The sequence below is a fragment of the Alloalcanivorax venustensis ISO4 genome (genome assembly GCF_015356855.1).
Taxonomy (GTDB): Bacteria; Pseudomonadota; Gammaproteobacteria; order Pseudomonadales; family Alcanivoracaceae; genus Alloalcanivorax; species Alloalcanivorax venustensis.
Genome location: NZ_ARXR01000001.1, coordinates 233,519 through 254,965, shown reverse-complemented (window position 1 = coordinate 254,965; position 21,447 = coordinate 233,519). Strand labels below are relative to the sequence as shown.

The window sequence follows — 21,447 nt, the reverse complement described above, 5'->3', positions numbered from 1 at the left end:
GTAAGCCAGCATGTCGCCAGCTCATGGGGAGATTCACATGAAAGGTTTTGCCACGGGGCTCGCCCTCGCCATCGCTATGAGCCTGTCGGCCGGTGCCCAGGCCGAATCCGTCAAAGAGCTCTATGATCAGAGCTGCACCTACTGCCATGCCAGCGGTGCCGCCGGCGCCCCCAAAACCGGGGACCAGGCCGCCTGGAAGCCGCGCATGGACAAAGGCATGGACACGCTGGTCAAGCACGTCGAGGAGGGCTACAACGCCATGCCCCCGGGCGGCATGTGCGGCGACTGCTCCAAAGAAGATTATCGTGCTCTTATTGAATACATGACCAAGTAATCCCTGCTCTTGAAGGAAAGGCCATGAAGTGTTTCAAGCTGTTCGTGCTGTTGGCTGCCGTGGTGGCCACCCCCTTCGCCCTGGCCGAGGGCGACCCGGAAGCCGGTAAAGAGAAAGCCCAGGTATGCGCGGCCTGCCATGGCCCGGACGGCAATTCCCCCTCCGGCCAGTACCCGAGTCTGGCGGGGCAGGGCGAGCGCTACCTGATCAAGCAGCTTAAGGCCTACAAATCCGGTGAGCGCGAGAACGCCATCATGCAGGGCCAGGCCGCCAATCTGAGCGAGCAGGACATGCAGGACCTGGCCGCCTTCTTCACCGAGCAGTCCGTGAAAACCGGCCAGGTGAAGCCGGACCTGGTGGAAATGGGCGAGCGTATCTATCGCGGTGGCGACGTGGAGCAGGGCATCCCCGCCTGCGCCGGTTGTCACGGCCCCGCCGGTCAGGGCGTCGACGCCGCCGGTTTCCCGGCACTGGCCGGCCAGCAGCCCGCCTACACGGAAAGCCAGCTGAAAGCGTTCCGCGCCGTCGGCCGCGAGGACATCGGCGACATGGCCAAGCGTGATAACGATCCCCAGGCGATGATGCGCACCCTGGCCGCGAAGATGAGCGACGCCCAGATTCAGGCGGTCTCCAGCTTTGTGGCGGGTCTCTCCGCGCCGGAGCGCGACAGCGAATAATCCGCTGTTGATCGGCGTTCAGCGAAAAGGCAGCCTCGGGCTGCCTTTTTTGTGGCCGCCGTTCATGGGCAAGACGGCGCCAATGCGGTAATAATGCAACTTTCCGTGACCGTGGGGAGCGTTTTCGCGTTACCACGGTCCTATCTGCCACGATCAAAGTGGAACAGCCAACAACAAGGAGAACCTCATGTTGCGAACGGTTATGGCGGTGCTGCTCGGCCTGACTCTTACGGCGGCGGCCTGGGCACAGGAATCCGGCGGCGAGCACGCCCGCTACGCGGAAGGGACCCACTACAAGGTTCTGAACAATCCCGGCAATGTGGACGAGCCCGGTCAGGTGGAAGTGCGCGAGTTCTTCTCCTACATCTGCCCGCACTGCTTCAGTCTGGAGCCGGTGATCGAGGACTGGCTGGAAGACAAGCCGGAGCACGTTAACTACGTCCGCTCGCCGGTGACCTTCCTGCAGAACGCGGAGCCCCTGGCCCGCGCCTACTATGTGGCGGACATCCTCGACAAGGTGGATGAGATCCACAAACCCCTGTTCGACGCCATTCACAAGCACCGGGAGCCGCTGTTCACCCCCACCGCGCTGGCCGACTTCTTCGCCAAATACGGCGTGGAAGAGGATGAGTTCAACCAGCTCTACAGCTCTTTCGGGGTGTCCACCAAGCTGCGTCAGACCGACGCGCTGGCCCGCGACTACCAGATCCGCGGCGTACCGTCCTTCGTGGTCAACGGGAAGTATCTGATTCTTCGCGACGGCCTGCGTAACAATCAGGAAATGTTCGACGTGATCGACTTCCTGGTGAAGAAGGAACGCCGCTAGCCCTTTCGGGAGTTCAAGCTGAATGCTGTTGGAGCGCGCGCGAACCGCGTACCAGTCCTGGAAAACCCGGCCCGCCGGGTTTTCCTTCGCACGCGAAGGCCACCGCCGCACCCGCCGGGTGCGCGAGGTCACCCTGCCGGATGACACCCTCAGGCTGCTGAGCTTCAACATTCAGGCGGGCATCGGCACCAGCCGGTTCCGGGAGTATTTCACCGGCAGCTGGAAGCATCTGGTGGCGCACCCGCGCAGTGTCGAGACCATCGAGCAGATCGCCGATGTGGTTCGCCATTTCGATGTGGTCGGCCTGCAGGAGGTGGATGGCGGCAGTTTGCGTTCACGCAATGTGAATCAGTTGGTTCACCTGGCGTCCCTGGCCGATTTCCCCTTCTGGCATCAGCAACTCAACCGCAACCTGGGCCGGCTGGGCCAGTTCAGCAACGGCTTTCTGAGCCGCCTGACGCCCTATTCCGTGGAGGACCACATCCTCCCCGGCCTGCCCGGGCGCGGCGTGATCCTGGTCAAGTTCGGCCACCCGGTGGAGCCGCTGGTGCTGGCGGTGGTGCACCTGGCGCTGGGCGAGAAAATGCGCAACACCCAGTTGGCCTACATCACCCGCCTGCTGTCGCCGTTCCGTTACGCCGTGGTGGTGGGTGATTTCAATTGCCGGCTGGAGCACCTGGGCAGTTCGCCGCTGGCGGAGCTGGGCCTGCGCGCCGTGGAGGGCGATTTGAACACCTTCCCGAGCTGGGCCCCGGACCGGCACATCGACCATATCCTGGCGTCCCCCGAGCTGGAGGTCAGCCACAGCCGGGTGCTCACCGACTGCCTGCTTTCCGACCACCTGCCCCTGGCCACGGAAATCCGCATTCCCGACGCGGTGCGGGCCGCCACCCTGGAGCACCGGCTGCCGCTGATCGACTGAGCGGCGCTAGGACAGTTTGATCGGCAGCGTTTCCGCGGCGCGCAGGGCCGGCGAGCGGAGAATCCTCGCCGCCAGTTCGTTCTGCCGACGGGTGCCGGTTTTCCGGAACACCGACTTCAGCTGCCCGCGCAGCGTATCCACCGACAACGACAGACCGGCCGCCAGGGTCTTGAGGTCGCCGCCTTCGGCGATGGCGCGGGCCACGCGGGCTTCCGCCGGGGTCAGGTCGAACAGCTCGGCGATCTGCTGCTCGTCCACGGCGCCCTCGTACTCCGGCGCGTGGAAGTACACCAGCGCGCGGCCTTCCGGCGCCAGCAGGGCGCCGCTGTTCTCCGGTGCCATCGGGCTGATCATGCACACCAACTGGCCGCCGCCGCGCCGGGGCAGGGTGACGGTGCCTCCCGGGTGGCGCCAGTCCCGGCCGGCGCCGAGGATCACCTTGTCCACCAGCGCCATGAAACGCTCGCGGGGGGCTTGCCGTTTCGGTGCCAGACGCCCGTGCCGGCAGACCAGCTCTTCCTCTTTGGCGATCAGCGCCCGCGCCCGGTCGCAGAGGAATTCCACCCGGCCGCCGTTGCCGAGCACCGCGAACGGCCGGTGCGCGGCCAGCCGGCCACCGCGGTTGCTCCATTCCAGCTGATGGAGATGGCGGGTCAGGTCAATGGCCCGGCGCACATGGGGCACCAGCTCATTGAACCAGGCGGTGTCCTGGGCCTCGTAGGGGCCCTGCCCGCCGGTGCGCTGCACCAGTAGCTGGATGGTGTATTCGTCGGTCTGGTACACGGTGCCGCAGACACCGTGGTGGATATCCAGGTTGCGGGCCCAGTCGTTATAGAACTCGGTCTTGTAGAAGCGACGCTGGCGGCAGGAAAAATCCAGGTAGGTGGAATACAGCCGGCCGGCGGGCTTTTCCTTCAATTCCGGCCGCCAGGGGCAGGTGTTGACGAAATAATCCACGTAGTTCTGGTGGGCGCGGTCGTCGATATTGATCTTGGTGCTGGAGCGCACCGTCTCAGCAGCCTTGTCGAGCACCAGCAGACGGGCTGACCGGGATTCGCTGACGGTGACCAGCTTGTGGAGAAAATTCCGCCACAGCGACTGATCCGTGGGCGTGGCATAAAGTGTATCCAGAAGCGCCTGATGGCCTGCCCCGGTGTAAGGCAGCCTGCTCGAACCTTCCATAAAACCCCCAATGTCTCCTTGTCCCCCACGGTCAACTATGTCACAAAACAAGACGCACTGGCGTCGCCGGCGCGTGAACGTAACGATGGGACAACCGACCGCAAAATGCCGATACCGCGAATTACGCTGCCGCCACGGGCGGAGACGCCATCTTGAGAGTGTTCGTCTATGGCACGCTGCTGGCCGGGGAGGGCAACCACGGCTGGCTGAAGGGCGCTTCGTACTTGGGCCGGTGGACCACGCCGCCGTTGTTCAGGCTGATCGATCTGGGCCCTTACCCGGTGCTGTCGCCGGGTGGCCGCACCGCCGTGACCGGCGAGGTCTACCGGGTCAGCCGCCTGATTCTGCAGCGCCTGGATGTGCTTGAAGGCTATCCGGGTGACTACCAGCGGCGCCTGATCGACACGCCGTGGGGGCGTGCCTGGGTGTACCTGCGCGCCAGCGCTCCGGCCGGGCGGCCACTGCACCATGGCGACTGGCGGCGCCGTCCGTTGACGCATCGAGCCTTTTATCCGCTTAGGGGGAAACAACTTGGAACGGGAAGTCATACTGAGTGACGGGCGCCGGCTGGCGGCCACCGAGAAGAACGGGTCCGGCGACACCCTGGTGGTGCTGGTGCACGGCTGGTGCTGCCGGCGCAGCGACTGGCACGCCTACCTGGAAAGCGCGCCGGAGACGGTGAGTTTTCTGGCGCCGGATCTTCCCGGCCATGGCGACTCCGCCTCGACCCCGGGCACCTGGACGGTGGCTGGCATGGCGCGGGATATCGCCGATCTGGTGCGCGCCCGGCGGCCCGCCAGGGTGGTGCTGGTGGGCCACTCCATGGGCGGCGCGGTGGCGCTGGAGGCGGCGGCGCTGCTGGAATCCGTGGCCGCCGTGGTGTTCGTCGACACCTTCATCATTCCCTACGGCGATCTGTCGGAGGACGACGCCGCCGGCATCGAGGGCGGCTTCCACGAGGATTTCCCGGCGGCGGTGGGCAGGCTGGTGGAGGCCAACACCTCCGACGCCATGCCGGAGCACCTGAAACAGACGCTCGGCGCGCAGATGGCGTCCGCGGCCCCGGACAAGATGCTGCCGCTGTGGGGTGACCTGTTGCGCTGGAACCCGGAGCCCGCCTTCGCGGCCGTGAAGGCGCCGCTGTTCGCCATCAACGGTGAAATGATCCCGGATGTCGCCCGCCAGCGCTGCGCCGGCCGGGTCAGTGACACGGTACTGGCGTACCCCGGCCATTTCCCCCAGTGGGAACAGCCGGAGGCGTTCAGCCAGGCCCTCAACAAGCAGCTCGAAGCGCTGCGGCTCTAGCGGGCCTCAGTGGCGCATTAGTAGCGCGTTTCCGCCATGCCGGAGAACTGCTTGGCCAGATAGGTGGCGTAGTTGTCGGTCATGCCGGCGAGAAAGTCCAGCGCCCGCATGATGCACTGGTAGAGCCGTTCCTGTTCGTCCATGTCCGCCAGGCCGTCCGGGAAGCTGTGGCGGCCGATCAGATCGATGATGCGCTCGTGGCGGTAGTTGCGCGTGGCGCCGCGGGCGTGGGACAGCGACGCCTCGATCAGGCCGTCCAGCAGGGCGCCCATCACCTCGAAGGCGCCGATCTCCAGCTCGATCTTGCGCGGGTGCTCGAACACCTTGCCGCGCGCCAGCTGCTTGGCGTTTTCCACGACGTCGTAGACCGCCGGTTCGCAATGGTGCAGCAGGTCGCCTTCCATGTTGCCGGCCAGCAGAGCCTCGTGGTTGGCGACGAAGGCCTCGACCCCCGCTTCGATAAACCGCTCAATGATCTTGCCGCGCAGCAGCGCCGCCTTGCGGCCGTCGCGCAGCTCGGAATGGACCAGGCGGCGCACTTCGTTGTTGTCCGGCAGGGCGGGCTGCAGCAGGGCGTAGACCTCGTCCCAGTGCAGCAGATCCATCTCCAGCCCGTCTTCCAGATCAATGATCGCGTAGCAGAAGTCGTCCGCCGCCTCCATCAGGTAGGCGAGCGGGTGGCGGCAATGGCGGCCGGGCGCCAGCTCCCTGAGCCCGGTGGCCGCGCACACTTCCTGGAAGGCGTCGGCCTCGGACAGAAAGGCGCTGTACTTGCCCGGCTTGAGCCCGCCCTCGGCGGCGCGGGACGACAGCCAGGGGTACTTCAGGAAGGTCGCCAGGGTGGCGTAGGTCAGGCGCATGCCGTCGTCGTACTGATGGTATTCGCTCTTGGTGAGGATGCGGAAACCCTGAGCGTTACCCTCGAAGTAGATCAGATCGGATTGCTGCTCCGGCGTGAGCAGGTCCAGATAACGCTGGCCGCGCTCCTGGAACCAGGCGCGGATCGCCCGCTCGCCGGTGTGGCCGAACGGCGGGTTGCCGATGTCGTGGGCCAGGCAGGCCGACTGCACGATATCGCCCAGGTCGGTGGCGCCGGCCCCCTCCGGGAGATGGCCGAGGGCCTGCAGGCGCTCGCCGGCGCGGATGCCCAGGGTGCGGCCCACGCAGGACACCTCCAGGGAGTGGGTGAGCCGGTTGTGCACATGGTCGTTGGTGGCCAGCGGGTGCACCTGGGTTTTGCGCGCCAGGCGGCGGAAGGCGCCGGAGAAGATGATCTTGTCGTGGTCACGCAGGAAGGCGGTGCGGCCGGTTTCGTCCTTGGCGTCGCGGTGTCCCAGGCGGCCCTTGTTGAGCAATTGTTCCCAGTTCATGGTTTGAGTATCCGTCCGGGGGGCGGTCGTTGAAATGGTGAAGGCCGCCCCCACGCTGTGAGAAACGGCGAATGAAGTTCATCACATCTTGATGCCGCGTCTGTCAGCGTCAAGCGGAATATCGACGAGGAGCCACTATGAATTTGGACAAGCCACTTCTGATGCTGGTCACCAGCGCATCACAGATGGGTCAGGGGCAACAAACCGGTCTGTGGCTGGAGGAGTTTGCGATTCCCTACCAGATTTTCCGCGACAACAAGGTGCCGGTGCGTGTCGCCAGCCCCACCGGCGGCAAGGTGCCGATCGATCCCCGCTCGGTGCCGGACGATGAGCAGAAAGCACAGTGGAAGGACGCTATCGCCGAGTTGGAAAACACCCGCCCCCTGGAGGAAATCTGGGAAGACGGCTTCGTCGGGGTATTCGTGCCCGGCGGCCACGGCGCCATGTTCGACATGCCGGACAACCCCCTGGTGGCCGGCGTGCTGGAGCGCACCTGGGCCCAGGGCGGCGTGGTCAGCGCGGTCTGCCACGGCCCGGCGGCCCTGGTCGGGGTACGTGACGAAAACGGCGTGCCGCTGGTCAAGAACCGCCGCGTGAGTTGCTTCACCAACGAAGAGGAGCAGGAAGTGGGCCTCGACGAGGTGATGCCGTTTCTGCTGGAAACCCGTCTCCAGGAGCTGGGCGCGGAGATCCACAACAAGGGCAAATTCGAGCCCCAGGTGGTCACCGACGGGCGCCTGGTCACCGGCCAGAACCCGCCCTCCAGCGAAGTGACCGCGAAAGCGGTGGTGGAAGCGCTATACTCGGACTAGGCGCACCGTCGGGTCGGCGGGCGGGACTGCCCGCCGACGTTACGGCCCTTTGATAAGGAGAAGGTCCATGAGTCTTTTCGACTATAAGGCACGCACGCTCAACGGCGAGGAAAAGCCCCTCTCCGACTACAAGGGCAAGGTTCTGCTGGTGGTGAACACCGCCAGCAAGTGCGGCTTCACGCCGCAGTACGAAGGGCTGCAGAAGCTGTACGCCAACTTCGCCGACCGGGGGCTGGAAGTACTGGGTTTCCCCTGCAACCAGTTCGGCCGCCAGGAGCCCGGCGAGGCCGAGGAAATCGGCGCCTTCTGCGAGAAGAATTACGGCGTCTCGTTCCCGATGTTCGAAAAAGTGGACGTCAACGGCGACAACGCCCATCCGGTGTTCAAGTTTCTGAAATCGGAATCGCCGGGCCTGCTGGGCACCGAGGCGATCAAATGGAACTTCACCAAGTTTCTGGTCGATCGCGACGGCAACGTGGTCAAGCGCTACGCGCCGAAGGACAAGCCGGAAAAGCTCGCCGACGACATCGAAGCGCTGCTCTGAGGCCCGTCAGGCGGGCAGCACCGCGTAGTAGATAGCGTAGAAATGGCAGACACTGCCGCCCACCACGAACAGATGCCAGATGGCGTGGTTGTACGGCAGCCGGTCGGCCAGATAAAACACCACGCCGGCGGTATAGGTGATGCCGCCGGCGAGCAGCAGCCAGAAGCCCAACGGGCTGACCGTGTCCATCAGCTCCCCGGACGCGAACATCACCAGCCAGCCCATGGCCAGATAAATCCCCACCCGGGCCAGTTTGTAGCGGTTACCGAAACGCAGCTTCAGAACGATACCGGTGAACGCCAGCCCCCAGATCACGCCGAACAGGGTCCAGCCCACGGTGCCGCGCATGTTGACCAGCAGAAACGGCGTATAGGTGCCCGCGATCAACGCGAAAATCGCGCAGTGATCCAGCATCTTGTAGAGCGCCCGCCAATGCGGGCGCCGGCTGCCGTGGTAGAGCATGCTGGCGCCGTACAGCAGCGCCAGGCTGGCGCCGAACACGCTGAAGGAAACGATTTTCCAGGGGTCGCCCTGGACGCTGGCCGACGCCACCAGTACCGCGGTGCCGGCGATGCTCAGCAGCAGGCCGATGGCATGGGTGAGGCTGTTGATCACCTCTTCGATCAGAGGGTAGTCCGGCTGACCCGGCTCGGAAGACGCGGAGGGTGTAGAAGGTGTCGTCATACACGTTCCTTGAGTGTTAACCCGCCGTTCACTGAAAACGCGCATCATGAGCGCTGGCTTTGCGGCTTGCAAAGCGCGGATAAAGGTTCGATTGCACCAAGCTATGACGAGTATATCGAAAATGAGTTCGCGGTTCCGACCCCAAGGGCTTAGCGTGAAGGTATTGGAGTCAATCCGGACATTCCCGCAAAGGAGAGCACCATGATTGAACACAGCAAAGAAGTCTCCCAGGAGCTGAGTAAACTGCTCGCGGAGAGTTATACCCTGTATTTGAAAACCCACAATTACCACTGGAACGTCACCGGCCCGATGTTCCACAGCCTGCACCTGCTGTTCGAACAGCAGTACACCGAGCTGGCGACGGCGGTGGACACCATCGCGGAGCGAATTCGCGCCCTGGGCGATAAAGCGCCGGGCAGTTACGCGGCCTTCGCCCGCCTGTCGTCCGTGAAGGACGCCGAGGGCGAGCCGGACGCCACGGAAATGCTGAAGACGCTGACCGCGGACCATCGCATCGTGGCGGAGCGCGCCAACAAGGTGCTCAAGCTGGCCGCCGGCCATGAGGACGAAGGCACCGCGGCAATCGCCAGCGAGCGTATCGAGATCCACGAGAAGGCCGCCTGGATGCTGTCCGCCCACCTGGGCGATTGATAGCGAAGGGCTATTCGCTATATAGAAACTATCCGTTTTATTGATGAGGGCGCGGTGGCTACCATGCTCTCATCATTCAGCCACATTCCGATGCACCGAACAGGAGGAAGCATTTAATGTTGGAGAATCGTGAAGGCGAAAAAGTACCTGAAGTTACGTTCCGTACCCGCGAAGGGAACGAGTGGAAAGACGTTACCACCGATGATCTGTTCGCCGGCAAAAACGTAGTGGTGTTCGCCCTCCCCGGCGCGTTCACGCCGACCTGTTCGTCCACGCATCTGCCGCGTTACAACGAACTGGCGCCGGTGTTCAAAGCCAACGGCATTGACGAAATCATCTGTCTGTCGGTGAACGACGGCTTCGTGATGAACGCCTGGGCCGGTGATCAGGACGCCAACAACATCCGTTTCATTCCGGATGGCAACGGCGAGTTCAGCGAAAAGATGGGCATGCTGGTCGGCAAGCAGGATCTGGGTTTCGGTCCGCGCAGCTGGCGCTATTCCATGCTGGTGAAGGACGGCGTGATCGAGAAGATGTTCATTGAGCCGGAGAAGCCCGGCGACCCGTTCGAAGTGTCCGACGCCGACACCATGCTGACCCACATCAACGGTGAAGCGTCCCTGCCCCAACGGGTGACCATCTTCACCAAGCCGGGCTGCCCGCACTGTGCCCGCGCCAAGCGCGAACTGCGCGACGCCGGCTTCAAGTTCGAGGAAATCGAACTGGGCAACCGTGGCCTGAGCTACAGCACCCTGGCCGCCGTCACCGGCGCCGGCACCACGCCGCAGGTGTACATCGAAGGCCAGCGTATCGGTGGCGCCGACGAGCTGACCGACTGGCTCAAAGCCACCGCCTGAAACCCATTACGCGCTCACCGTAATGCTCAACCCCGGGCAAAAGGATGTGCCCACGGGCGCGGGTTTGCCCCGCGCCATGATCTTCCCCAACTGGCCGGCTCCCCGCCGGCCTTTTTTATGCGTGGCCGCCGCGGTCTCCGGGCGGGCCACCCGCGGATTAAAAAATGGCACAACCGGCCCTGGAGTGTTCCGGGTGCGCTGGCCCATATTGACGGTCATTACTCAAGGTTCCAGTGAGGCGTCGTCGAGGCGCCGCTCACCGCGACAGGGAAGATGATTGCTATGAACGCCAAAGCCCCGATTTCCCCGAACGAGCCGCGCCGCACCAACGGCAGCGACATTCAGCCCCGGCGTATGGATTTCCAGTTCGACCCGGACATGCCGCGCTACTGGTTCGCCGGCGACCAGTTCAAGACCATCCTGCTGACCGCGTTGTCCTGTACCTTCCCGGAAGGCGAGCGCTTCTTCGTGCGCTCGGTGCGCCACTACCAGAAACAGATCACCGACCCGGATCTGCGCGAGCGGGTGAAAGGGTTCATCGGCCAGGAGGCGCACCACGGCAACGAACACGAACAGTTCAACGCCTTCATGGAGAGCAAGGGTGTACCGACCCAGAAGGTGCACGATTATGTTCATGAAGGCATGAAGTGGATCGCCAAGAAGTTTTCTCCGGAGCGGCAGCTCGCCAAGACCTGTGCCCTGGAGCACTTCACCGCCATGCTCGCCGAGCTGATGCTTGAGGAGCCCGAGTTCCTCGAAGGCATGGACGAGCGCATGCTGCCGCTGTGGCTGTGGCACGCCATCGAGGAAAGCGAGCACAAGGCGGTGGCGTTCGACGTCTATGCCGATCAGGTGGGCAGCTATTGGGTGCGCACGTCGGAGATGGCGCTGACCACGGTGGAATTCATCGGCTTCACCATCTTCCACTACATCCAGCTGCGCCAGGGCATGGACGACAAGCGTGATTTGCGCTCGGTGGGCAACGGCCTGAACTGGCTGCTCGGCCGCCCGGGCTGGCTGCGCCGGCTGGGCCGTTCCTACGCCGCTTACTACAAGCCGTCGTTCCACCCGGAAAAGAAAGACAGCCGCGCGGTGCGCGAGCGCGCCCTGGCACGGCTGGCCGAGATGCTGGATCGGCCGGAGCTGGCGCCCCGCTAACGCTACGTTCAGTCGCGCAGTATCCGCGGCCGGGGAATCTCCTGGTCGCGGAACAGCGCGGTCACCCGCAACACCACGTCACTCTGGAACGCTTTTTCGTAGCGCACGTCCAGCACATAGGCCTTGGAGCGGAACCGCACCGCCAGGGCGTTGCCGATTTCCACCTCTTCAATGGCGAAGGTCACCGGCTTTTTCAAATAGGCGTAGCGGCTGGTGACGATCACTTCCTCGATAATGCCGCGCACCTGTTCCAGGTCCGCCTGCACCGACACATGGAAGTCGGTGACCACCATCATGTCCAGCTCGCCGGCGTTGCCGGAGGCCACCACGTCGGTGATGAAACGGGCGTTGGGAATCGTCACCAGGTTGTCGTCCAGCGTCTGCACGCGCACCGCGCGCAGGCCGATGGCGACGATCTCGCCGTAGGTGTCGCCGAAGCTGATCCGGTCACCGACCTGGAACGGCCGGTCGAACAGCAACAGCAGGCCGGCCACCAGCGACGCCGCCACGTCCTTGAGCGCGAAGCCCAGCGCCACCGCGATCGAGCCCGCCGCCGCCAGGATGAATTCCCGCGGCGGGTTGAGCACCCCGACGATCAGCGCGCCGGTGCCCAGGGTGTAGATCAGAAAGCCGATCAGCGTGGTGATCTGCAGGATCAGAAAGCGGCGTGCCGGCACCTTGTCCATCAGCGAGCCGCTGACTTTCTGAATGCCCCAGTTCAGCGCCCACAGGCAGAAACCGCCGGCCACCAGCAAAAGAATGGCGTAGGCGTTGAACAGGTCCACCACCACCGCCAGGTCCGTGACAATATCGCCGCTTTCATTCATGGAGCAGATTCTTCCTGGTCAGATGGTTGATCACGGTGTGGTACCAGAGCGGCACCAGCCGGTACCGCCCGTCGTCGCTCTGGCGGATAAAGCCGGCGTCGAAGCCCGCCTTCAGGGCGTAACGCACCACATTTTCCGGCAGGTCGGTGGCGGCCACGATCTCCCCGCTGGACAGGTTTTCGTGGGTGGCGATGGCGGCGTACACGAACAGCAGATTCTCGCCGGCCTTTTCCACCGCGGTGCCCTGCGGTTTGGCGGGCAGCCCCACCAGCACCTGGCGACGGGTCACTTTCACCGAGCTCAGCCACAGCCTCAGCGCCGCCATCGGGTTACCCCGGCAGGCGTCCCACAGCAGGCTGAAGTAGCGCTGCTCGGCGTTGCGCACGTTGCCCGCCTCCGGCCCCCGGGAGGACAGCAGCACCTCGTCGTAACGCAGGGTCTGGCCGGAAAGATGGTGCCGCGACAGAATCAGGGAGCGAATCTCGCTCTGCCCCCAGCGCTTCACGCGCACCACATTGCGGAACTGATATTCCCGGCCGAACACATTGCACAGGTACGCCCAGCTCTGGTTGTTGAGCAGCACCAGCCAGAACAGATTGTCCAGGCGCGCGTTGGTCAAACGCAGCAGCGTGCGCCAGCCTTCCAGGCCGCCGATCCGGGCGAGGAAGAAATTCTGCGCTTCGTCCAGTACCAAAAGGGTGGGGCGGCGCTGCTCATCGTTCTTCACCAGGCTGGCGGGGCCCTCCTCGAGAGATTCGTCCAGGGCCTCGGCGACCAGGGCGATGACGTCCTCCGGGGCCAGGGTCTTGGGCGGCACCGCCACGGACACCACCCGCAGGCCCTCATCGTTTTTCTCCAGGGCGCGAGTCAGGCGGCGCGCCGCCATGCTTTTGCCGCTGCCTTTCTCGCCGGCCACCAGCAGGGTGTTCTCGTCGGTTTTGTCCTCGCGCCAGCGCTGGATCGCTTTTTCCATCGCGTCAGTGAGCCCGGTATCGATAAACGGCGCCGGCTCGTCGTCGGGCAGGCCGGCGTCGAACCACTGCTGATACTCGCGGGCGGGCTGGGTGTCGTCCTCGGTTTTTTCGTCCTCGTCGCCGCTTTGCGCGCGCATCCGGAACCAGCGCGCCTTGAGGCGCAGGTACCAGTCGGCGCCGGCCAGTAGCTGGTCCAGGTAACGGAACACGAAGTACACCAGAGCCACCGGGAGCAGCAAGGGCGCGGTCCAGGAGAACAGGCGCTGACTGAGCAGGCGCGCCGCCAGGGGGTCGAGCCGCGACGGCAGAATGCTCTGCAGGCACACCAGGTAGTCCTCGCCGCGCTGCGTGAGCAGGCGGCCGATGGCGGCGTACAGCGCCAGCCCCAGCAGCAGCCCGCTGAAATCGTGCAGCAGGCCGCCGCCGAGCAGTTGGTCCACCGCCAGGAACAGCGCCCAGGGCAGCATCAGCCAGACCGCCACGCGGCGCGCCCGTTCGCCGGCCTGGTTGGCCTGTTCGCCGTTCAGGTAGGTGCCGGCGCCCTGGGCCACGCGCAGCACCAGCCATTCGCCGATCAGCCAGGTGAGCCCGAACACCACGTACAGCCGGGCCAGCGGCAGCAGCCACAGCAGCAAGCGGGTGGAGGGCGCCTGCAGCGCCGGTTCCACCAGGTCGAGGGCGAACCAGGGAATCAGCCACGGCAGCAGCGGCGCCAGCCCCGCCACCAGCCGGCTGAGGTTCCACAGCCAGCGGCGCCCGCCGCTGGCTTCCATGACGCGTGCGTGCAGCGACAGCAGGGCGCCTTTGCCGCGCCGGCTGAAATGGATCAGCACCGCGAACAGGGCGATACCCAGCAGCAGCGCCAGGGCATTGCTGAGCAGCGGCAGATAGCGGCGCATCTCGCCGTTCAGGCGCCCCTCCTGGAAGGTGAGCTGGAACGCCTGATAGAGACGGTCCACGGCCAGCCCGGTTTCCAGATCAATCACCGTCAGCGCGGCGTCGAGCCCGCCGCCCCCGGTCAGCAACGACAGGCCGCCGGCCTGATCCCATAAAGCGGCGCGCAGCGCCAGCACCTGGCGTTGCGCCTCGGCGCTCTGCCGGCGCCAGAGCATCTCCTGGGCCGGTTCCGCCGCGCTCAGCCAGGGCGGGGTGCCCGGGCGCCGGGCCAGCCGGTCCAGCGCGGTGAAGGCGGCGGCCGGATCCCGGCGCAGCAGCGGGGTCAGGGCGATCAGGCCGGCCAGGCGCTCGCGCAGATAATCGTCGGAGCCGCCCTCGGCCGGGGCGCCGGCCAGGTTCTGGTAGAGCTCGTGCCAGGTGGTCAGGGCGCGCCGCTGTTCGTCGGCCAGCTCAAACCATTGCAACCGTTTCGCCCGGCGTTGTTCGGTGAGCCGCAGGGTTCGTTCGCGCACCCCTTTGTACTCCGGGGCCAGGGCGTCGCAGCCGGGCACCACGGCGGCGGGCGCCCGCGACGGCGGCGGCGCGGTGCCGGTGGGGGCGGCGCCAAGCGCGTCGGTGAGCGCCGCCGGCGCCACCGGTTCCCCGGCCAGGGCCGTGTCCAGGTGCTCAAGATGCGCCTCCAGCCGCTCGTTGCCTTCGCGCCACTGGTTGAGCGCGGCCTGTTCGCGCTGGCACTGGGCATCGCTGGCGGCAAGGGCCGGACCGGTGAGCCATAACGCCACGAGGACGAAATAAAACCGGTGCCGCCGCGAAAACCCCATGGTCTGTTCCTTTTTAGTGGTTTTGCGCCATTGTAGGGACGCCTTGAGCGGGCGTCATCCGCGCCGCGGCGGTGTATAGTCGGGGTACGGACGTGATGATCGCGGCGGTGACAAGGAGATTGGCAAATGGCTTCGTTAGTGGTCAGGGATCTGATGGTGCGGCACCCGCCCTCTCTGGTGGCGGGCACCGAAATGACGTCGGTGGTGGCGACACTGTTGAACGGGCGCTATACCGGCTTGCCGGTGATCGACGGCGATCACCGGGTGATCGGTTTCGTCTCCGAGCAGGACTGCCTGCGCCATTTGCTGGTGTCCAGCTATCACCAGGAAGGGTCACTGCGGGTGGAAGAGCTGATGCACGATCAGCCGCTCACCGTGCGCGAGGACGATTCGGTGGTCGACGTGGCCGGGCTGATGGTCAAGCAGAAGCCGAAAATCTACCCGGTGCTGGACAGCGGCGACCGGCTGGTGGGCCTGCTGACCCGCCGGGCGGTGCTGCAGGCGCTGAACGACAGCCGTCGCGGCGATTGACCGCCGGCCGCTGGGACGCCAGCCGCTGGATCGCCAGCCGCTACATACAAGTTTGCCGGCATCCGCGTCGCTAGTGTTTGAGGTAGTGTGAACAGGCCCTAAAACAACAAGAGGAGTGTTGTCATGCGTGATCTGTCGACTTTTCTACATGATTACGGCGACAGCCATCGCCACCCGGTGAACCAGTGGGTGCATATTTTTTGTGTGCCGGCGATTTTCGTCTCCACGCTGGGGCTGTTCTGGCTGATTCCGGTCGGCCAGTGGCTGGGCCTGGAAGGCGCGGCGGCCTACTGGGTCAACGGCGGCACCCTGCTGGCGGTGCTGTGCATGCCGTTCTACCTGCGGCTTTCCATGGGGGTGTCCCTGCTGATGCTGGGCTGGCTGGCGGTGTCCATCGCGGTGGTCACGCTGGTCGATCGCAGTGCCCTGTCGCTGGGCTGGAGCGCGCTGGTGCTGTGGCTGGTGGCCTGGGCGGTGCAGGTCTGGGGCCACAAGGTGGAAGGCAAGAAGCCGTCGTTCACCGACGACCTGGTGTTCCTGCTGGTGGGCCCGGTGTTCGTCAGCCTGGAGCTGGCCTACAAGCTGGGGCTCAGCCGCACCCCGGGCCACGGCCGCCCGTCCTGAACCGGGCGCCGAATGGCGTACGCTGAAACGCGCCCCCGCTCGCCCCTTTTCCTTTGGGAAGGGGGCTGGTGCATGCTGGCGCCGCATCTGCACAACCGGCCGCACAGCCATGTGGCGGCGTCGCTGCTGGTGAGCCTGGGCCGTGAGCCGATTCGCGTGCAGCTGGCCGGCCACTGGATCACCGCCGAGGCGGTCTGGGCGGCGCCGGATGTGGACCAGGCGCTGGACAGCGACGGTCCGGTGGCGGTGCTGCACCTGGACCCGGACCACCGTGCCTGGCGGGCGCTGCGGTTGCAGGGCCCGGGCGGTGAGTTTCCGCTGGCCGAACATCCCCGTTTCCGCGCCTGCCTGAACGAGCTGGCGGCGTCGCCGTCCGCCGCCGCGGCGTTGGCGGCGCGCGCCACCCTGGAAGCCGGTGAACCCCGTCCGCTGGATCCGCGCGTGGTGCTCGCCTGCCGCGCCCTGCGCCGGGGTGATGACGCCGCCGGCCTGGGCGGCGCCGCCCTGGCCGAGGCGGTGGGGTTGTCCGAATCCCGGTTCCGGCACCTTTTCCGCGAAGAACTGGGCGTCAATCTGAAGCGCTTCCAGCTGCATCTCAAGTGCCAGCGGGCGCTCACTCTGTGGCGTGACGGCATGAGCCTCACGGATCTGGCGCTGGCCGCCGGCTTCTACGATCAGCCGCATCTCAATCGCACCCTCCGTGCCATGTTCGACACCCTGCCTTCCCGCTATGCTAGAGCCTTCCCCATTCAGGTGGAGCATCTCGACGAGCCCCGCCTTCACGATCAATAAAAACCGGGAGTTATCATGGAGTACCAGCACATCCGCACCGAGCTGGCGGACAATATTCTTACCGTCACCCTGAACCGGCCCGACCGCATGAACGCCTTCACCCTGCGCATGAAGGACGAACTGGTGCACGTGTTCGGCGAGGCGGACCGCGACAACCAGGTGCGCGCGGTGGTGGTCACCGGCGCCGGGCGGGCGTTCTGTGCCGGCATGGAGATGCAGCCGGAGGACGGCGGCCATGTGTTCGGTTACGACGATGCCGAGGGCGAGGAGCCGCCGGTGGGCACCATCCGTGATTCCGGCGGCGAGGTGTCGCTGGCGATCTTCAATTGCCGCAAGCCGGTGATCGGCGCGCTCAACGGCGCCGCCGTGGGCGTCGGCATCACCATGACCCTGCCGATGGACTTCCGCCTGGCCGCCGAGGGCGCCAAGATCGGCTTCGTCTTCACCCAGCGCGGCCTGACGCCGGAGGCGTGCTCCACCTGGTTCCTGCCCCGCGCGGTGGGCATGCAGAAAGCGCTGGAATGGGTCTACAGCGGCGACATCTTCCTCGCCGAGGAAGGTCTGGAAGCGGGCCTGTTCCGCAGCCTGCACGGCAAGGAAGAAGTGCTCGACGCCGCCCTGGCGCTGGCCCGCAAGCTGATCGCCAAAAGCTCACCGGTATCGGTGGCGCTGGCCAAGCAGATGCTGTGGCGTAACCCCACCTTCGACCATCCGATGCAGGCCCATGCGGTGGAGTCGAGAATGATCTACCGCGCCAATGAGTTCTGGGACGGCAAGGACGGCTTCACCGCCTTTTTGGAAAAACGGGACCCGGTGTTCGATACCGATCTCAACCATGTGCCCGCGGAGTTTAATTTCTGGCCCGAACCGCCGTTGAAATAACCCGCTAAAAAATCGAAGACCCAGCGAGGACACCATGAAAAAAGAGACCATAGCGATTCACGGCGGGTTCGCCGGTGATCCGGAAACCCACTCCGTGGCGGTGCCGATCTACCAGACCACCAGCTACTACTTCGATGACACCCAGCACGGCGCGGACCTGTTCGACCTGAAAGTGCCGGGCAACATCTACACGCGCATCATGAACCCGACCAACGCGGTGCTCGAAGAGCGCGTCGCCCAACTGGAAGGCGGCATCGGCGCCCTGGCGATGGCCTCGGGCATGGCCGCCACCACCGCGGCGATCCAGACCCTGGCCCGCGCCGGCGACAACATCGTCTCGGTGAGCCAGCTCTACGGCGGCACCTACAACCTGTTCGCCCACACCCTGCCGACCATGGGCATCGACGTGCGCATGGCGGACGGCCGCGATACGGCGGCCATGGCCGCGGCCATCGACGAGCGCACCAAAGCGGTGTTCTGCGAGTCGATCGGCAACCCGGCCGGCAACATCGTCGACCTGGCGGCGCTGGCCAAGGTGGCCCACGACGCCGGGGTGCCGCTGATCGTCGACAACACCGTGGCCACGCCGGCACTGTGCCGGCCGTTCGAGCACGGCGCGGACATCGTGGTGCATTCCCTGACCAAGTACATGGGCGGCCACGGCACCACCGTGGGCGGCGCCATCGTCGATTCCGGGCGTTTCCCGTGGAAGGACAACCCGCGCTTCCCGCAATTCAACGAGCCGGACCCCAGCTATCACGGCGTGATCTATTCCGAAGCCATGGGCGAGGCGGCGTTTATCGGCCGTGCCCGGGTGGTGCCGCTGCGCAATATGGGCGCGGCGTTGTCGCCGATGAACGCCTTTCTGATTCTTCAGGGCATCGAGACCCTGAGCCTGCGCATGGAGCGGCATTGCGAGAACGGTCTGGCGGTGGCCCGCTACCTGCGGGATCACAAGAAAGTGGCCTGGGTGAACTTCGCCGGCCTGGACAGCGACCAGGACTATCAACTGGCGCAGCGCTACATGGACGGCGGCGTGCCCGCGTCGATTCTCAGCTTCGGCATTGAAGGCGGCCGCGATGCCGGCGCCCGCTTCATCGATGCGCTGTTGATGATCAAACGTCTGGTGAACATCGGCGACGCCAAATCACTGGCCTGCCACCCGGCCACCACTACCCACCGTCAGCTGGACGAGGCGGAGCTCAAGACCGCCGGCGTCAGTGCCGACCTGGTGCGTCTGTCCGTGGGCATCGAGCACATCGACGACATCCTCGCCGACATCGAGCAGGCGCTGGCCGCCGTCTAATCCGGCGGGGCCTCCCGGAAGCGGGCCGGCGTCCTGCCGGTCCAGCGTTTGAACGCCTTGGCGAAGGCGCTCTCATCGGAAAAACCCAGATCCTCCGCGATCCGGCCGGTGCGGGCGCCGTTCGCCAGGGCCTGTTCGGCCAGATCCTGCAGTAAGGTATCCCGCAACAGCTTGAAGCTGGTGCCTTCGTCCGCCAGCTTGCGGATCAGATGGCGCCCGCTCATGCCCAGTTCCCCGGCGATGCGCTCCTTGCCCCAGCGTGGGTGATCGCGGATCAGGGTGCTGACGCGGGCGCCCAGGGACTGGCTGTCCAGGCGCGCCAGCAGCTCGTCGGCCAGGCCGCGCAGGTGGCGGCACAGGGCCGGGTTGGCGTGGATCAACGGCAGAGCCAGTTGATCGCTGGCGAACACCAGGGCGTTGTCGGCGCGGTTGAAATGCACCGGCAGCCCCAGTTTGTCCTGGTACCGCTGGGGTTGAGCCTGGGCAGCGTGGCGGAACGTCAGGTGGTCCGGGCGGAAGGCATCGCCGGTGCTCCACCGGGTCAGATGAATCAGGCTGGCCATGACCGCTTCCACCCGCGTGGTGCGCCGTGTCCGGTAGACCGGCTCATAGCGCACCTCGCAGAAGCGCGGGCCGCGCGCTACCTGAAAGGCGCCGCCCTCGCCGACGATCGGGTGGTAATCGATCAGCGATTCCACCGCCTCGTCCAGCGTCTCGCAACTCATCAGAATCATGCCGGCGGTATCCAGGTGCCCGACCTGCAGCGCCAGGCCCAGATCCACGCCCACCAGCGGGTCGCCGGCGCCCTCGCAGAACGCTTCCCAGAGCCGGTCCTGGCTGGCCAGGTCGACCCGCTCGCGGCGGTCCAGGCGTGCCACCAGGTCGCCGGGCAGCGCCAGCCCCAGGCGCTGGGCGGCCTGCATGATGGCTTGCGAGAAGTGCACCGTGACGGTGGGGCTGTGGCTCATGGAAAAGTCCTGGATGGAGAGGTCCTGAATTAACCGTATTCCCGTCGCGAATCCGCCATGTCCGGCAAACGCCGGCGGGCTAGGCTTATAAACAAGTCTGAAACAATAACAAAAAATCGTCTGGAACGATTTTTGACGCCTCGTCAGAGGCGGCCCGCAGGGTGGCCGCCAAGGACGGAGGCCACAAAAAAAGGCGTTACCCATGTACGCAGTGATCGGCGCCGGCCCCATGGGCCTGGCCACGGCAAGAAACCTCAGTAAACAGGGTCTGCCCTTCGTCGGCTATGAGTTGAACGGCGACGTGGGCGGTTTGTGGGACATCGATAACCCCCACAGCACCATGTACGAAACCGCGCATCTGATCTCCTCGAAGCGGATGACCGAGTTCCGCGAATTCCCCATGGACGAGCGGGTGGCCACCTACCCGCATCACGCGGAGCTGAAGCGCTACTTTCAGGATTACGCCCGGCATTTCGGTCTCTACGAGCATTACCGGTTCAACACCCGGGTGCTGTCGGTGACGCCGGAAGGCGAGGGCTGGCGCGTCACCGTGGAACGGGACGGCGAGCAGAGCAGCCGCTGGTTCGACGGCGTGCTGATCGCCAGCGGCACCCTGCATACCCCGAACCTGCCGGCGCTGCCCGGCCACTTCGACGGCGAGATACGGCACGCCCGGGAGTACCGCGACCCGTCCCTGTTCCGCGACAAGCGGGTGCTGATCGTCGGCTGCGGCAACTCCGCCTGCGACATGGCGGTGGACGCGGTGCACCAGGCGAACAGCGTGGATCTGTCGGTGCGCCGGGGTTACTACTTCCTGCCCAAGTTCATCGGCGGCCGGCCATCGGATTCCATCGGCGGCAAGATCAAGCTGCCGCGCCGCCTGAAGCAGTGGCTGGACGCCCGGCTGATCCGCATGATCATCGGCCGACCCAGCGACTACGGCCTGCCGGACCCGGACTACCGGCTGTACGAGGCGCACCCGGTGATCAACTCCCTGGTGCTGCATCACCTCGGCCACGGCGACATCACCCCGCGCACCGACATCGCCGACATGCAGGGCCGCACCGTCACCTTCACCGACGGCGGCCGCGCCGACTACGACCTGATCCTGCTCGCCACCGGCTACAAGCTGGATTACCCCTTTATCGACAGCGACCTGCTCAACTGGCAGGGCGACGCGCCGCGCCTGTATCTGAACGTGTTCCACCCGCACTACGACAACCTGTTCATGATGGGCATGATCGAGGCCGCCGGTCTGGGCTGGGAGGGCCGCAACGAACAGGCCGAGCTGGTGGCGCTGTATCTCAAGCGCCGCGCCGAGGGCCATGCCGCCGCCGCGCGCCTGGAGAACACCAAGCGCGAGCGCGCCGGGGAATCCCTGGACGGCGGCTATCGTTATCTGAAGCTGTCGCGCATGGCCTATTACGTGCACAAGGACAGCTACCGGGCCGAAGTGGCCCGTCAGCGCCGGGCACTGCAAGAACAATAACCAGGAGGCGACGT

The 21,447-nt window shown here is 65.4% G+C and carries 23 protein-coding genes; 17 read left to right on the top strand and 6 right to left on the bottom strand.

Features of this window, described 5'->3' with window-relative positions:
- Positions 1 to 37 precede the first annotated feature (37 nt).
- The 4 genes from ISO4_RS01185 to ISO4_RS01170 all read left to right on the top strand — a co-directional run bounded on the left by ISO4_RS01185 (position 38) and on the right by ISO4_RS01170 (position 2,759).
- Positions 38 to 334, top strand: a complete 297-nt coding sequence (locus ISO4_RS01185) for a c-type cytochrome (RefSeq protein WP_067610052.1) — start codon at positions 38 to 40, stop codon at positions 332 to 334.
- Positions 335 to 357: 23 nt separating this feature from the next.
- On the top strand, positions 358 to 1,011 hold the full coding sequence (locus tag ISO4_RS01180) for a c-type cytochrome (protein WP_194854868.1): 654 nt from the start codon (positions 358 to 360) through the stop codon (positions 1,009 to 1,011).
- A 187-nt stretch (positions 1,012 to 1,198) separates the two neighbouring features.
- Positions 1,199 to 1,837: a thiol:disulfide interchange protein DsbA/DsbL gene (locus ISO4_RS01175; protein ID WP_194854867.1), complete on the top strand. Its 639-nt coding sequence runs from the start codon at positions 1,199 to 1,201 to the stop codon at positions 1,835 to 1,837.
- A 22-nt stretch (positions 1,838 to 1,859) separates the two neighbouring features.
- Positions 1,860 to 2,759 (top strand): endonuclease/exonuclease/phosphatase family protein, encoded by a 900-nt coding sequence (locus tag ISO4_RS01170; protein WP_142947635.1) that lies wholly within the window; start codon positions 1,860 to 1,862, stop codon positions 2,757 to 2,759.
- Between the two features lie 6 nt (positions 2,760 to 2,765).
- On the opposite strand, the gene ISO4_RS01165 is transcribed toward ISO4_RS01170, so the two are convergent.
- Complete coding sequence (locus tag ISO4_RS01165; RefSeq protein ID WP_194854866.1) at positions 2,766 to 3,941, bottom strand: helix-turn-helix transcriptional regulator; 1,176 nt, start codon at positions 3,939 to 3,941, stop codon at positions 2,766 to 2,768.
- 158 nt (positions 3,942 to 4,099) lie between these two features.
- Here ISO4_RS01165 and ISO4_RS01160 point away from each other — a divergent pair, with 158 nt between their 5' ends.
- Both ISO4_RS01160 and ISO4_RS01155 read left to right on the top strand, forming a co-directional pair.
- Positions 4,100 to 4,498 (top strand): gamma-glutamylcyclotransferase family protein, encoded by a 399-nt coding sequence (locus tag ISO4_RS01160; RefSeq protein ID WP_323745315.1) that lies wholly within the window; start codon positions 4,100 to 4,102, stop codon positions 4,496 to 4,498.
- On the top strand, positions 4,473 to 5,246 hold the full coding sequence (locus ISO4_RS01155) for an alpha/beta fold hydrolase (RefSeq protein ID WP_228547816.1): 774 nt from the start codon (positions 4,473 to 4,475) through the stop codon (positions 5,244 to 5,246). Before ISO4_RS01160 ends, ISO4_RS01155 begins: the two co-directional genes overlap by 26 nt.
- A gap of 17 nt (positions 5,247 to 5,263) precedes the next feature.
- Here the strand turns inward: ISO4_RS01155 and ISO4_RS01150 are convergent, their stop codons facing one another.
- The gene (locus ISO4_RS01150; RefSeq protein WP_194854864.1) at positions 5,264 to 6,616 is read right to left on the bottom strand and encodes a deoxyguanosinetriphosphate triphosphohydrolase; all 1,353 of its coding nucleotides are present in this window, start codon (positions 6,614 to 6,616) and stop codon (positions 5,264 to 5,266) included.
- A 137-nt stretch (positions 6,617 to 6,753) separates the two neighbouring features.
- Here ISO4_RS01150 and ISO4_RS01145 point away from each other — a divergent pair, with 137 nt between their 5' ends.
- Together ISO4_RS01145 and ISO4_RS01140 are read left to right on the top strand one after the other, a co-directional pair.
- Positions 6,754 to 7,428: a type 1 glutamine amidotransferase domain-containing protein gene (locus ISO4_RS01145; protein ID WP_194854863.1), complete on the top strand. Its 675-nt coding sequence runs from the start codon at positions 6,754 to 6,756 to the stop codon at positions 7,426 to 7,428.
- 67 nt (positions 7,429 to 7,495) lie between these two features.
- Positions 7,496 to 7,972, top strand: a complete 477-nt coding sequence (locus ISO4_RS01140) for a glutathione peroxidase (RefSeq protein ID WP_142947629.1) — start codon at positions 7,496 to 7,498, stop codon at positions 7,970 to 7,972.
- Between the two features lie 6 nt (positions 7,973 to 7,978).
- Here the strand turns inward: ISO4_RS01140 and trhA are convergent, their stop codons facing one another.
- On the bottom strand, positions 7,979 to 8,656 hold the full coding sequence (gene trhA / locus ISO4_RS01135) for a PAQR family membrane homeostasis protein TrhA (RefSeq protein WP_142947628.1): 678 nt from the start codon (positions 8,654 to 8,656) through the stop codon (positions 7,979 to 7,981).
- 201 nt (positions 8,657 to 8,857) lie between these two features.
- On the opposite strand from trhA, the gene ISO4_RS01130 reads away from it, so the two are divergent.
- The 3 genes from ISO4_RS01130 to ISO4_RS01120 all read left to right on the top strand — a co-directional run bounded on the left by ISO4_RS01130 (position 8,858) and on the right by ISO4_RS01120 (position 11,322).
- Complete coding sequence (locus ISO4_RS01130; protein ID WP_142947627.1) at positions 8,858 to 9,307, top strand: Dps family protein; 450 nt, start codon at positions 8,858 to 8,860, stop codon at positions 9,305 to 9,307.
- A gap of 116 nt (positions 9,308 to 9,423) precedes the next feature.
- Positions 9,424 to 10,164: a glutathione peroxidase gene (locus ISO4_RS01125; protein ID WP_067604764.1), complete on the top strand. Its 741-nt coding sequence runs from the start codon at positions 9,424 to 9,426 to the stop codon at positions 10,162 to 10,164.
- Positions 10,165 to 10,446: 282 nt separating this feature from the next.
- The gene (locus ISO4_RS01120; RefSeq protein WP_194854862.1) at positions 10,447 to 11,322 is read left to right on the top strand and encodes a metal-dependent hydrolase; all 876 of its coding nucleotides are present in this window, start codon (positions 10,447 to 10,449) and stop codon (positions 11,320 to 11,322) included.
- Between the two features lie 8 nt (positions 11,323 to 11,330).
- On the opposite strand, the gene ISO4_RS01115 is transcribed toward ISO4_RS01120, so the two are convergent.
- Together ISO4_RS01115 and ISO4_RS01110 are read right to left on the bottom strand one after the other, a co-directional pair.
- Complete coding sequence (locus tag ISO4_RS01115) at positions 11,331 to 12,149, bottom strand: mechanosensitive ion channel family protein (protein ID WP_142947625.1); 819 nt, start codon at positions 12,147 to 12,149, stop codon at positions 11,331 to 11,333.
- Positions 12,142 to 14,841, bottom strand: coding sequence for an ATP-binding protein (locus ISO4_RS01110; protein ID WP_194854861.1), 2,700 nt, complete (start codon positions 14,839 to 14,841; stop codon positions 12,142 to 12,144). Before ISO4_RS01110 ends, ISO4_RS01115 begins: the two co-directional genes overlap by 8 nt.
- A gap of 126 nt (positions 14,842 to 14,967) precedes the next feature.
- Between ISO4_RS01110 and ISO4_RS01105 the strand changes: the two genes are divergently transcribed.
- The 5 genes from ISO4_RS01105 to ISO4_RS01085 all read left to right on the top strand — a co-directional run bounded on the left by ISO4_RS01105 (position 14,968) and on the right by ISO4_RS01085 (position 18,976).
- The gene (locus ISO4_RS01105) at positions 14,968 to 15,372 is read left to right on the top strand and encodes a CBS domain-containing protein (RefSeq protein WP_142947623.1); all 405 of its coding nucleotides are present in this window, start codon (positions 14,968 to 14,970) and stop codon (positions 15,370 to 15,372) included.
- A 123-nt stretch (positions 15,373 to 15,495) separates the two neighbouring features.
- Positions 15,496 to 15,996 carry an Mpo1 family 2-hydroxy fatty acid dioxygenase gene (locus tag ISO4_RS01100; RefSeq protein WP_142947622.1) on the top strand — a complete coding sequence of 167 codons (501 nt, stop codon included), beginning with the start codon at positions 15,496 to 15,498 and terminating at the stop codon, positions 15,994 to 15,996.
- Between the two features lie 72 nt (positions 15,997 to 16,068).
- Positions 16,069 to 16,788 (top strand): helix-turn-helix transcriptional regulator, encoded by a 720-nt coding sequence (locus ISO4_RS01095; protein WP_194854860.1) that lies wholly within the window; start codon positions 16,069 to 16,071, stop codon positions 16,786 to 16,788.
- A 15-nt stretch (positions 16,789 to 16,803) separates the two neighbouring features.
- Complete coding sequence (locus ISO4_RS01090) at positions 16,804 to 17,670, top strand: crotonase/enoyl-CoA hydratase family protein (RefSeq protein WP_194854859.1); 867 nt, start codon at positions 16,804 to 16,806, stop codon at positions 17,668 to 17,670.
- A gap of 34 nt (positions 17,671 to 17,704) precedes the next feature.
- Positions 17,705 to 18,976, top strand: coding sequence for an O-acetylhomoserine aminocarboxypropyltransferase/cysteine synthase family protein (locus ISO4_RS01085; protein WP_194854858.1), 1,272 nt, complete (start codon positions 17,705 to 17,707; stop codon positions 18,974 to 18,976).
- On the opposite strand, the gene ISO4_RS01080 is transcribed toward ISO4_RS01085, so the two are convergent.
- Positions 18,973 to 19,944, bottom strand: coding sequence for an AraC family transcriptional regulator (locus ISO4_RS01080; protein ID WP_194854857.1), 972 nt, complete (start codon positions 19,942 to 19,944; stop codon positions 18,973 to 18,975). The genes ISO4_RS01085 and ISO4_RS01080 overlap by 4 nt on opposite strands.
- Positions 19,945 to 20,146: 202 nt before the next feature.
- Here ISO4_RS01080 and ISO4_RS01075 point away from each other — a divergent pair, with 202 nt between their 5' ends.
- Positions 20,147 to 21,433, top strand: coding sequence for a flavin-containing monooxygenase (locus ISO4_RS01075; RefSeq protein ID WP_194854856.1), 1,287 nt, complete (start codon positions 20,147 to 20,149; stop codon positions 21,431 to 21,433).
- Positions 21,434 to 21,447: the final 14 nt, after the last annotated feature.